Here is a 12739-nt window from a genome sequence, read left to right on the forward strand (position 1 = left end):
GCGGGTGCCCGGCGAACGGGAAGGCCCGCGCCGTCCCCGACGGCGGGAGCGCGGGCGGCACGGAGGTGTTGTCGTACCCCCTCGGTACGTTCGGCCCATGAGCGTCTCTCTCTATTACTCGGCCGGCCGGGCGCTACCGCTGACGGGGGCCGAGACGGCTGCCGTCGGGGCCGTCCTCGCTGCCCGCGGATCGTCGTTCCCGTTCCAGGACGAGGAGGGCCTCCACCTGTACGACGGCGGCGGCGAGCCGGACGAGGTCCTGGACGGGTCGACGAGGATGCCGGCCGACCCCGGGCGGCTGCTGCCGGTGATCGTCCATGTGCTGGACTCCGTCACCGCGTTGCGCCGTGCGCTGCCGGGAGCGCGGTGGCGTGTGCACCTGGACGACCTCGACGTCCCGTGGGACGAGGAGGACGGCTACGCCCTTCCCGGCATGCGCGACACCGACAGCGGCTTCTGAGGCTCCGGTGGAGCGGGTCGGCCCCGGCCGGCTCCCGGAGGGCATTCCCGGGAGCGGGCAGGGGCGCCGCGGGCGGCGGCCGGTCAGCCGGTCAGCCGGTCAGTCGGTCGGCGGCCTCGTCCTCGCTCAGGGCCTCGATCTCGGCGATCAGCAGCTCCTCGACGCGGGCGGCCAGCGCGGCCGCGGTGGAGAGTTCGAAGGCGTCCCGGATCGGCACCTCCAGGCCGACACCGGCGCGGATGCGGGCGACCACGCGGGTCACCAGCAGGGAGTCCCCGCCGAGGGTGAAGAAGTCGTCGAGGACGCCGACCCGGGGCAGGCCCAGCACCTCCTGCCAGAGGTCGGTGACGAGCTGTTCGGCATCGGTGCGCGGGGCCAGGTAGTCGGCCGAGGCGGTCGGGTCCGGGGCGGGGAGGGCGGCGGCGTCCAGCTTGCCGTTGAGGGTCAGCGGCAGCCGGTCGAGCAGGACCACGGTGTCCGGCACGAGGTAGGCGGGGAGCCGGTGGGCGAGGTGTTCGCGCAGCGCGACCGGTGTGGGTTCGGTGCCGGGGGCGGGCACGGCGTAGGCGACCAGCCGGCGGCCGGCGTGGACGACCGCCGCCGCCAGCGCCACCTCCGGATGCCCGGTCAGGGCGGCCTCGATCTCGGCCGGTTCGATCCGGTAGCCGCGCAGCTTGACCTGCTCGTCGGTGCGGCCGAGGTACTCCAGCTGCCCGTCGGGGCGCCAGCGGGCCCGGTCGCCGGTGCGGTAGAGCCGGTCGCCGGGGCCGGCGAACGGGTCGGGGCGGAAGGCCGCGTCGGTGAGGTCGGGCCGGCCCAGGTAGCCGCGGGCCAGGCCCGCGCCGCCGATGTGCAGTTCGCCCTCGGAGCCGCGGGGGAGCAGCGCGCCGCGCTCGTCCAGCACGTAGAGCCGCACCCCGGGCAGTGGCCGGCCGAGCGGTGGGTGCCGGACGGCGTCGGGGGCGTCCAGGTCGGCGGCGGTGACGATCACGGTGGCCTCGGTCGGGCCGTAGGTGTTGACCAGCCGGACGGTGTCACCGTGCCGCTCCCGCCAGCGGGCGACGGCGTCGGCGCGGACCTCGGAGCCGCCGAGCACCACCAGCCGCAGGGCGGCGGGCCAGGGTGTCTGCGCGCCGAGCGAGACCAGCTCCTCCCAGTACGCGGTCGGCAGGTCGAGGACGGTCACGGACGGCCCGTGCGGGCCGCGGAGCAGTTCGGGCAGGGTGCGGCCGCCGTCGGGCAGCAGGACCACGCAGGCGCCGGCGGCGAGGGCCGGCCAGAGCTCCTCGGCGTGGGTGTCGAAGCCGATCGAGGCGAACTGGACGATCCGGTCGCCGGGGGCGAGCCGGTAGCCGTCCGGCCCGGTCATCCAGCCGACCCGGGCGGCGAGGGCCGCGTGTCCGACGGCGACCGCCTTGGGGGCGCCGGTGGATCCGGAGGTGTAGAGGACGTAGGCGAGGTCCGCGCGGTCCTCGCCGGGCGCCGGGGCGGCCCCCGGCAGGATCCGCGGGCCGTCGCCGCCCTCGTCGGTCAGCAGCAGGACGGCGCCGGACTCGCGGAGCATCAGCCGCTGCCGCTCCTCGGGGTGGGCCGGATCGAGCGGCAGATAGCCGGCCCCGGCCTTCCAGACCGCCAGCAGCGCGACCACCAGGTCGAAGGACGGCGCGATCCGCACCGCGACCAGCTGCCCGCCGACCGGGCCCAGGCGGTCGGCCAGCTCATCCGCCAGCCGGTCCAGTTCGGCGTAGGAGAGGGTGCGGCCGGCGCACTCCAGGGCCGGCGCCCCGGGAGCGGCGGCGACCCGCTCCGCGAAGCGTCGCAGCACCGGGTGCGCCGGGCCGGGCTCCGGCCCGGCACCGAGCGCGAGCAGCTCGGCCCGTTCCCGCGGCCCGAGCAGCCAGTCCCCGTCCAACGGCAGCGCGACGTCCTCGACCACGGCGGCCAGCAGGGCCCGGCACCGCTCGCCGAGCGCCGTGACGGTGGCCTCGTCGAACACCTCCCGGTCGAAGGTGAAGGAGAGCGTCAGCCCGCCGTCGGCGGTCCGCCAACTGTCCAGCAGCAGATCGGTCTTGGCCCGCTCGAAGCCGGAGTCCATCGAGGCGGTGCGCACCCCGGCCGGCAGCTCGGCGCCGCCGTCGCCGCCGGCCAGGTCGTACTGGCTCTGGTGGACGAACACCGCCTGGTAGAGCGGCGCCGCGCCGGCCTCGGCGGGCAGGCCGAGGTGGGCGGCCAGCCGCTCCAGCGGCACGTCCTGATGGCTCAGCGCCCCCAGGGTGGCCGTCCGGACCCGGTGCAGTACGGTCCGGAAGTCCGGCTCCCCGGTGAGGTCGGCGCGGATCACCCCGGTGCGGGCGAAGTAGCCGACCAGCGCCTCCTGGGCGGCCACCGTCCGCCCCGCCAGCGGGGTGCCCACCAGGAAGTCCCGGGTACCGGTCCAGCGGGCCAGCACGCACTGGTAGGCGGCCAGCAGCACCATGAACGGGGTGCAGCGCTCCCGCCGGGCCAGTGCGTCCAGCTCGGCGGTGAGCGCGGGGCCCAGGTCGACCGAGGCGAACCCGGCCGGGTGCAGCGGGTCGGCCGGCCGGGGGTGGTCCAGCGGCAGCCGGAGCCGGCCGGTGCCGGCCAGCTTCTCGGCCCAGTAGCGGAACGCCGCCTCGGCGCCGCCGGCCGCCGCGCGCTCCTGCTCGGCCCGGGCGACGTCGCCGTACCGCAGGGCGAGCGGAGCCAGGTCGGCCGGGGCCTCGCCGGTCTCCTCCCGGTACAGGGCGAGCAGCTCGCGCCAGAGGATCCGGAACGACCAGCCGTCCGAGACGATGTGGTGCACCACCACGGCCAGCGCGTGCTCGTCCGGCCCGGAGGAGATCAGGAGGGCGCGCAGCGGCGGGCGCGCGGCCAGGTCGAACGGCGCGTTGACCGCCGGGCGGCAGGCCTCGGTGAAGGCGCGCTCGCTCGCGCCCGGCGCCAGCTCGACCAGGTCGAGCGGGACCGGCGCGGGCGGTTCGACCAGCTGGACGGGCGCCTCGCCGGCCAGGGCGAAGCGGGTCCGCAGGGTCTCGTGGCGGGCCGTCAGCCGGTCGAGCGCCCTGCGCAGCGCGGGCCGGTCGAGCGGGCCGCTCCAGCGGCGGCAGAGGTACATGGTGAAGCCGGCGTCGGCGGGGTTCAGCTGCTGGAGGAACCAGAGGCGCCGCTGCTCCTCGGTGAGCGGATGGGCGGCCTCGGCGGACCCGGTGGGCAGGGTGGTGGTCATCGGACGGCGGCCTCGGTTCCGGTACGGCGCGCGGGCGGGGTGGCGGCGGGTACGGCGGTGGTGGTGTCGGGTGCGGGTGCGGGTGCGGGTGCGGTGGTGGCGGGTGCGGGCGGGGCGGCCGCCGGTGCGGCGGGTGCGGCGGCGCGGTCCGTCAGGGCGGTGAGGCCCACCAGGTCGTCGGGTTCGGCGTCGGGGACGTCGCGGTCGAAGTGGCGCAGCGCGGGGACGGCCAGGCAGATCAGTACGAGCAGGGCCATGGCCAGGCCGAACAGGAGGTAGAGCAGGCCGATGCCGCGCCCCTCGCCGGTGCCGATCAGCCGGCCGACGGTGCCGGCGAGCGGGCCGTTCTCGTCGACCAGCGGCTGGACCAGTCGCGGGCCGAGCGGCGCCACCACGGCGAAGCCGACCGGCAGGGTCGACCAGGCGACCATGGTGTTCACCGCGATCACCCGGCCGTGGAAGCGCAGCGGGACCTTGGTCTGCACGATCGTCGCGTAGACGCCGTTGACCAGGGCGAGTCCGTAGGCCATGCCGAAGGCGCCGAGCGCGACCGGGAGCACCGAGGGGCGCAGACCGGTCACCAGGCAGGCGGCGGCCAGTCCGAGGGTGGCGAACAGGACGCCGCGCAGCCGCAGCCGCCGGGGCCCGCCCCAGACGAGCAGGGTCAGGCCGCCCAGCACGGCGCCCAGACCGGCCGCGACGGCGACCCACCCGGCTGCCGCGAGCGGGGCGAAGGAGAGCACCAGCGGGGTGGTGAGCAGGAACAGCGGCGAGAGGAAGATGTTGAGGACGGCGAAGAACAGCAGCATGGCGCGGAAGTGCCGGCTGCCGAGCGCGCGCCGGAACCCGGCCCGGATCTCGGCGGCGACGCTCTCCCGCCGCTGGGCGGCCATCACGTCCGGGAAGCGCACGGCCAGCGTGACCCCGGTGGCCACCACGTAGCTGGCCACGTCGAGGGCGAGGATGCCGCCGAGGCCGAGCGCGGAGAGCAGACCGACGGCGAAGAGCGGCACCAGGAACTGGGCCAGCCCGAAGGCCATCTGGACGACGCCGTTGGCGCGTCCGAGGAAACGTTTCGGTACGAGCTGCGGGACGGCCGAGTTCCAGGCCAGCCGCTGGAAGGTGAGTGCCGTCGAGAGCACCGCGATCAGCACGTACGCGTGCCAGACCTCCAGGCCGCTGGTCAGGTACAGCAGCAGCATCACCGCCTGGGTCAGACCGGCCGCCACGTCGCCGTACAGCATGATCCGGCGTCGGTCGCCGCGGTCCACGACGGCGCCGGCGATCGGGGCGGCCAGGATGCCGGGCACCAGACCGCAGGCGGCCAGCAGGCCGAACTGGGCGAGCGATCCGGTGGTCAGGTAGATCCAGACCGGCAGGGCGAACTCGGTGAGCGCCGAGCCGATCATGGAGATCTGCTGACCGGCGGCGACCCCGAGGAACCGCCGCATGGTCGGCCGCGCCGTCGTCGGGGCGCCCGCCGCCACCGGGGTGTCGGCGGGCTGCTCCGCGCCGTCCCGGGAGAGGCCCGCCAGCCACCAGGTGGCACCCTCGGCCCGCCGGTGGCGCTCCTCCTGCCCGGCCGCCACCGAGCGGTGCACGGTGGTCAGGATGTCGGCGAGTTCGGCGGCCCGGTACTTGAGGTAGAAGTGGCCGGCCTCGTCGAGCACCACCACGCCGGTGGTGTCGCTGAGCCGGTGCCACTCGCGGTACCGCTCCTGGTAGAACTCGGTGGCCGGGTCCCGGTCGCCGCAGACCGCGATCACCGGTGCCTGGATCCGGCCGTCCGCGCTCTCGAAGAGCCGGGTGAAGTACTGCTCGGCCTCCTTGGTACCGGTACGGCGGTTCTTGACCATCAGGCGCAGTTGCTCGGCGCCGACCTCGTCGGTGTCCAGACCGGCCGCCGCCAGCGCGTTGACCATGCCCTGGTCGCTGCGCAGGCGGTCGGCGATCCGCGCCCACCGCTCGCCGGCGGCGGCGCCGCGCCCGCGCGGCCGGGCGAACGGGAAGATGCCGCCGAGGTGGACGGCCTCGATCTCCCGCCCGGCCGCCTCGACCCGGCGGGCGATCTCCACGGCCAGCCGGACCCCGACGCCGCAGTGGCCGTAGAGGACGATCCGCCCCTCGACGGTGTCCACGATCTCCTGCGCGCAGAGGGCGGCCACCTCGTCGATGTCCATCGCCTCCTCGCCCAGCTCGTGGCCGGGGACGGCGAGCGAGTGCAGGGCCCAGTCGGTGGGCAGCGCGTCGGCGAGCGGCTTGTAGATGAGCGCGCTGCCGCCGCCGTAGGGGGTGCAGATGAGGCTGGCGGTGGTCCGGCGGCCGGCCGGGGTGAGCCGGTGGAGCAGCCGGCGGGGGCCCCGGTCGGCGTCCGGGTCGCTGAGCAGGGCGGCGAGCCGCCGGACGGTGGGGTACTTGAAGAGGTCCATCACCCCGACGGGGGTGGGGAGTTCGGGGAAGGCGCGGCGCAGCCGGGCGACCACCTGGGTGGCGAGCAGCGAGTGTCCGCCGAGTTCGAAGAAGTCGTCCAGGGCGCCGACCCGGGGGACGGCCAGCAGTTCGGTCCAGAGCTCGGCGAGGAACCGCTCGGCGTCGCCGTGCGGTTCGACGTACTCGCCGGTCGCGGCGGGTTCCTCGGGCTCGGGCAGCGACCGGCGGTCGACCTTGCCGTGGGCCAGCAGGGGCAGCCGGTCGAGCACGACGAAGCGGGACGGCACCATGTAGTCGGGCAGCACCTCGGCGAGGGTGTCGCGCAGCTCGGCGGGCGCCGGCGCGGGGCCGCCCCCCGGGTGTTCGAGGTAGCCGACCAGGGCCTGCCGCAGCCCCTCGCCGCGGGCCAGGACGACGGCCTGGGTGATGCCGGGCAGGGCGGTGAGGGCGGCCTCGATCTCGCCGGGCTCCACCCGGTAGCCGCGCACCTTGATCTGGTCGTCGCCGCGCCCCAGGTAGTCGAGCGTGCCGTCGGGCCGCCAGCGGGCCAGGTCGCCGGTGCGGTAGAGCCGGTCGCCGGGCGCGCCGAAGGGGTCGTCGACGAAGCGCTCGGCCGTCAGGTCCGGGCGGCCCAGGTAGCCGCGGGCGAGCCGGTCGCCGCCCAGGTAGAGCTCGCCGGTGACGCCCGGCGGTACCGGCTGCAGCGCCTCGTCGAGGACGTGGCAGCGGGCGCCGGCGAGCGGGGTGCCGATGGGGGTGCTCCCCGGTCCGGCGGTGCCGGCGGTGACCTCGTGGACGGTGACGCCCACGGTCGCCTCGGTCGGGCCGTAGTGGTTGAACACGGCGCAGCGGCCCAGGGCGGCCAGCTCGGCGGCCCACGGCCAGGCCGAGGCCTCGCCGCCGAGCACCAGCGCCCGGCGCGGCAGCAGCCGGTCCAGGGGGGCGTCGGCGCCGAGGGCGGCCAGGTGGGAGGGGGTCATCTTGAGGTAGTCGAGCTCCAGCGCCTCGATCCGCTCGGCGAGTTCGGCGCCGGCGATCCGGCGCGGCAGGAGGTGGACCCGGCCGCCGGTGCTCAGCGCGAGGTAGAGCATCGTGATGCTGAAGTCGAAGGACAGCGACTGCAGCAGGCCGTAGCCGGCGCCCGGTTCGATCCGCAGGCGTTCCCGCACTCCGGCCAGGTAGTTGAGGACCTGCCGGTGCTGGACGGCGACGCCCTTCGGTGCGCCGGTGGAGCCCGAGGTGTAGATCACGTACGCCAGGTGGTCCGGGCCGGAGACCTCGTCCAACGGCTCCGGGTCGGGGCTGAGGGGGTCGGCCTTGAGCGGGTCGGCGTCGGTCAGCAGCTCGGTGCCGGCGTAGCCGGGGAACCGCTCCCGCAGCGCCGTGTCGGTGATCAGCACCCGGACCTCGGCGTCGGCCACCAGCCGGGCGAGCCGGGCGGGCGGCTGCTCCGGGTCCAGCGGCAGGTAGGCGCCACCCGACTTCAGCACGCCGACCAGGGCCACCGCCAGCTCGGGGGACTGCTCCAGGCAGACCGCGACCCGGTCGTCGGGCCGCACGCCGAGCGCGCGCAACCGGCGGGCCAGGCCGGTGGCCCGCCGCTCCAGCTCGCGGTACTCGACCGTGCGGTCCTCGAAGACCACGGCGGGGCGCTCCGGGTGGGCCCGCGCGGTGGCGGCGAGCAGCGCCGTCAGGGTGCCGGGTGCGGTGGCCCCGTCGGGCAGCGGCGGTCCGGCCGCCCAGGTCTCCAGGACGTCCCGCCGTTCGCCGGGGGTGAGCAGCGGCAGTCGGGAGACGGGGCGCGCCGGGTCGGTCACGGCCGCGGTCACGAGCAGTTCGAAGCGCTCGACCAGCCGTCGGACGGTCGCGGCGTCGAAGAGGTCGGTGCGGTAGGTGAGCAGCCCGTACAGGCCGCCGTCGGACTTCTCCCGCATGTAGAGCGCGAGGTCGGTCCGGGTGGTGGCGGCCTCGTGGCCGAAACTCTCGCCGGTGAGCCCGCTCCCGGTGCCGTTCCCGGCGGCGCGGTCGCCGTAGTTCTGGAAGGCGAAGCTGACCTGGAAGACGGCCGACCGGCTGACGTCGCGCTCGATCTCCAGGTCGGCCACCATCTGTTCGAAGGGCACCTCCTGGTGGGTGTACGCGTCAAGGGTGGTCTCGCGGACCCGGCCGAGCAGCTCGGTGAAGGTCGGATCGCCCTCCAGCCGGGCCCGGATCGGCAGCATGTTGACGAACAGGCCGACGACGTCCTCGAGTTCGCGGTGGAGCCGGCCGGCGACGGCCGAGCCCACCGCGAAGTCCCGCAGGCCGGCGTGCCGGCCGAGCAGCGTCTGCAGCGCGGCCATCAGCACCATGTACGCGGAGGCGTTGGCGGAGCGCGCCAACGCGTTGACGCCGCTGCCGAGTTCCGGTCCCCAGTGGAACTCCAGCGCGGCGCCGTCGAAGGTCAGCACCGGCGGCCGCGGGCGGTCGGTGGGCAGTTCGAGGACGGGGACGCCCCGCAGTTCGGTCCGCCAGTACGCGCGGGAGGCGGCCAGCGCGCCGCCGGTCAGCCGCTCGCGCTGCCAGTGCGCGTAGTCCCCGAACCGGACGGTGGGGGTGGTCAGGCCGTCCGGGGTGCCCTCGGCGTGCCGGGCGTAGAGCGCGTCCAGCTCGCGGTTGAGGATGTCCAGGGACCAGCCGTCGCTGACGATGTGGTGCATGACCAGCGCGAGCACGTGCTCGTCGGGCGCGGTGCGGACCAGCAGGGCGCGCAGCAGCGGTCCGGCGGTCAGGTCGAACGGCTCGGCCACCAGGGCGCCGAGCTCGGCCGCGGCCCGCCCGGCCGGGTCCGGGTCGGCGACGGCGTCGACGAACCGGACCGGGCACGGGGCGGCCTCGGCGACCCGGACCACCGCGGTGCCCTCGGGGGTGCTCGGGAAGGTCATCCGCAGCGCCTCGTGCCGCGCGACCAGGTCGGTCAGGGCGGCGTCCAGCGCCGCGCGGTCCAGCGGCCCGCGCAGCCGGCGGGCCGGTGCCAGGGTGAAGGCGGTGGAGCCGGGGGCGAACTGGTCCATGAACCAGAGCCGTTCCTGGCCGCTGGAGAGCGGCGGGACGGCCCCGGGGGGTCGGGCGGGCACGGTTCTGGCGGGGGCGGAGGCCGTGCGCAGCCGCTGGGCGAGCAGGGCGCGCTTGGTCGCGGACAGCCCGGCCGTGGGGTCCTGGATGTCGGTCATTGGTGGTCCATTTCGGCGCACGTCGGAGGTGGCGGTGCCCTCGGGGCGGATCCGCCGCGGGGCGGGCGGGCGGCGCGGTGCAGCGCGCCGCCCGGGAGGTCAGCGCAGGTCGCGGACGGCCGCGGCGATGCCGAGCGGGGTCGGGGTCGAGAAGAAGACGTCGAAGTCGAGCTCGACGCCGAGCAGGTCGCGGATCCGGGCGGTGATCTGGATGATCGTCAGGGAGTGTCCGCCGAGTTCGAAGAGGTCGTCCTCGGGGCCGAGGGCGGGCAGCCCGAGCACCTCGGCCCAGACCCCGAGCACGGCGGTGAGCACCTCGTCGTGTTCCGGCCGGCCGGCCGCGTCGGTCGCGGTGACGGCCTCGACCGGTCGCGGCGGGAGGGCCAGCGCCCGGCGGTCCAGCTTGCCGTTGGGCGTCAGGGGCAGCCGGTCGAGCACCGCGTAGCGCTGGGGCAGCGCGGCGGCCGGCAGCACCCGCTGGAGGAAGGCGCGCAGCTCGGCGGCGTCCGGCGCGGCGGCCCCGGGCGCGGGGACGAGGTAGCCGGCCACGAACGGATCCGCGTCGTCCTCCCGGTGGACGGCGGCGGCCGCCTCGGCGACCGCCGGGTGGGCCAGCAGCGCCGACTCGATCTCGCCGAGTTCGATCCGGTGGCCGCGGATCTTGATCTGGTCGTCGAGCCGGCCGAGGAACTCCAGTTCGCCGTCGGCGCTCCAGGCCGCGAGGTCACCGGTGCGGTACAGCCGCTCGCCGGGCGCGCCGAAGGGGTCCTCGACGAAGCGTTCGGCGGTCAGCCCGGGGCGGTCCAGGTAGCCCTCGGCGACCCCGTCGCCGCCGAGGTACAGCTCGCCGGGCACGCCGACCGGGAGCGGCCGGCGCCGCCGGTCCAGCACGTAGGCACGGGTGTTCGCGATCGGCCGGCCGATCCGGACGTCCTCCGGCGCGGCCGGGACCTCGGAGCAGGTGGACCAGATCGTGGTCTCGGTCGGCCCGTAGACGTTGAACAGGCGGTCGGTACCCGCCCGCAGCTGCCGGGCCAGCGGCAGCGGCAGGGCCTCCCCGCCGACCAGGGCGGTCAGGCCGGCCGGCAGCGGCCCGGCGCCCAGCAGGACCCGCCAGCCCGAGGGGGTGGCCTGGACGTGCGTGACGCCCTCGCGTTCGACCAGGGCCCGCAGGCCCGGTCCGTCCACGGCGAGGCCGTCCGGGGCCAGGACCAGCCGCCCGCCGGTGACCAGGGGCAGCAGCAGTTCGAGCGCGGAGATGTCGAACGAGAGCGAGGTGAGGCCGAGCCAGACGTCCCGGCGGTCGGAGCCGAGCCGGTCGGCGAAGCCCGAGAGCAGGTTGACCAGTGCGCGGTGGCCGATCTCGACGCCCTTGGGGCGGCCGGTGGAGCCGGAGGTGTAGAGCACGTAGGCGAGCCGGCCGGGGGCGGCGGGGCGGTCCGTCGCCGGGCCGGTCGTTGTCGTCGGGCCGGTCGTGGCCGCAGCGGTCGCGGTCGACGGCGTGCTGCCCAACGCGTCGGCGAGCCGGAGCAGCGTCGGGGCCGCGGCGGTCACCTCGGGGGCCGGTTCGCGGTCGGCCAGCAGCAGGGCGGCGCCGGAGTCCGCGAGGACGAGGGCGAGCCGCTCGGCCGGGTAGCCGGGGTCGAGCGGCAGGTAGCCGGCGCCCAGGGCGTGCACGGCGAGCAGGGCGGCCGGCAGGTCGGCGGTGCGGCTCAGGTGCAGGCCGACCAGGTCGTTCCGGCCGACCCCGGCCGCCGCGAGCGCCTCGGCCAGCCGGTCGGCGCGCCGCAGCAGTTCGCGGTACGTCAGACGCTCCGGGCCGGCCACCACGGCGAGCGCCTCCGGCGTGGCGTCGGCGCGCTCGCGGACCAGGTCGAGCACCGTCCGGTCGGCGGGGTAGCCGTGGGCGGTGGCGTTCCAGGTGGTCGTGAGCAGGCGCTCCTCGGCCTCGTCGAGCAGCGGCAGGTCGGCCAGGGCCGTACCGGGGTCGGCCGCCGCGGCGGCGAGCAGGGTGGCGAGGTGTCCGGCGATCCGGCGGGCGGTGGGCGGCGCGAGGACGGCCGGGTCGTACTGGAGGGAGAAGGCGACGGCCCCGGTGTCCTCGACCGCCTGGAGGTGCAGCGTGTTGCGGGAGGTGTGCGGGAAGACCGTCCAGTCGACCCGCGCGCCGGTGCCCGGGAAGACCGGGTCGGCGGTGGTGCGGCGGCGGTAGCCGAACGAGACCGGAGCCAGGCCGGCCCGGGGGGTGAGCCCGGGTACGGCCGCGCCGAACGGGACGGCGCGGTGGGCCGAGGCCGGCCGGACCTCGGCCCGGACGGCCCGTGCGTACTGCGCGAAGGAGCCCTCCTCGTCGGCGCCGGCCGGGGCGTGCACCGGCGACTCGTTGACGAAGAGGCCGATCTCGTCGCGCTGCTCCGGGCGGCGGGTGGAGAAGGGGACGGCGACCGGCACGGCCTCGCCGCCGTAGCGCCGCAACAGCCCGTGCAGGCCGGCGAGCAGGAACTCGAAGACGGTGACCCCGCAGTCGCGCGCGGCGTCCGTCAGGGCGGCGCGGTCGGGGCCGTCGAGCCGCCAGGTGACGGCCTCGCCCCGGCCGGCGTCCGTGGTGGCCCGCGGGCCGTGCGGCAGGACCGGGTCGGTGGCCGCGGCCCAGCGGGGGCCGTGGAACTCGGCCGCCCGGCGGACGGCCTCGGGATCAGGGACGGCCTCGGGGCCGGAGCCGGAGTCGGCTTCGTGGCGGGCCGGCCGGTCGTCCCGGGCCGTGGGGGAGTCGGGGACGGGCCGTTCGCCCGCGAGCGCGGCGGCGTAGGCGGCGGCGAGGTCGGCGGCCAGCACGTCCTTGGACTGGCCGTCGAACACCGCGTGGTGGGCGACCACCAGCAGGTCGTCGGTCCCGTCGGGCCGGCGGTACAGGGTGAAGCGGGCGAGCGGTCCGGCCGCGAGGTCGAAGGGGAGGACGAGTTCCTCGGTCAGCCGCTTGGCCGACGCCTCACCGGTGTCGGCCGTCGCGTCGACGACGGTCAGGGCGGGCGGCCGCCCGGCCGGGACCTGGTGGACGAGTCCGTCCCGCTCGACGAGGGCCGCCGCGAGCGCGGGGTGGCGGGTGACGGTGGCGTCGACGGCGCGGGCCAGGGCCTCGGTGTCGATCCGGTCGAACGTGAACCGCAGGGCCAGGTGGAAGGCCTCGGGGACGGGGTTGCGCCGGGCGGTCAGCCAGATCCCGTGCTGGGCGGGGGAGGCGGGGTGCCCGGACCGGCCGGGGTCGTGCGCCGCTCTCGCGGGCTCCTCCGGGGTGGAGGACGGGCCGGACACGGCGGGGGAGTGGGACATGGCGAGCTCGATTCGGGAGACGGAGGCGGGGCTGTGGGGCACCCGTCCGAGCGGTTCTGC

Annotated in this window: 4 protein-coding genes; 1 reads left to right on the top strand and 3 read right to left on the bottom strand. The window is 76.4% G+C overall.

Going from position 1 to position 12739, the window contains the following annotated elements:
- Window positions 1–97: 97 nt before the first annotated feature.
- Window positions 98–460 carry a hypothetical protein gene (locus ACIQTO_RS31245; protein WP_402395109.1) on the top strand — a complete coding sequence of 121 codons (363 nt, stop codon included), beginning with the start codon at window positions 98–100 and terminating at the stop codon, window positions 458–460.
- Between the two features lie 91 nt (window positions 461–551).
- Here ACIQTO_RS31245 and ACIQTO_RS31250 read toward each other — a convergent pair whose 3' ends face one another.
- The 3 genes from ACIQTO_RS31250 to ACIQTO_RS31260 form a co-directional block, all read right to left on the bottom strand.
- Window positions 552–3707 (bottom strand): amino acid adenylation domain-containing protein, encoded by a 3156-nt coding sequence (locus ACIQTO_RS31250; RefSeq protein ID WP_402395112.1) that lies wholly within the window; start codon window positions 3705–3707, stop codon window positions 552–554.
- Window positions 3704–9349, bottom strand: coding sequence for an amino acid adenylation domain-containing protein (locus ACIQTO_RS31255; RefSeq protein WP_402395115.1), 5646 nt, complete (start codon window positions 9347–9349; stop codon window positions 3704–3706). The genes ACIQTO_RS31250 and ACIQTO_RS31255 overlap by 4 nt, the downstream gene beginning before the upstream one ends.
- 99 nt (window positions 9350–9448) lie before the next feature.
- Window positions 9449–12679: an amino acid adenylation domain-containing protein gene (locus ACIQTO_RS31260; RefSeq protein ID WP_402395117.1), complete on the bottom strand. Its 3231-nt coding sequence runs from the start codon at window positions 12677–12679 to the stop codon at window positions 9449–9451.
- Window positions 12680–12739 lie beyond the last annotated feature (60 nt).

Source organism: Kitasatospora sp. NPDC091207 (assembly GCF_044768625.1).
Classification (GTDB): Bacteria; Actinomycetota; Actinomycetes; order Streptomycetales; family Streptomycetaceae; genus Kitasatospora.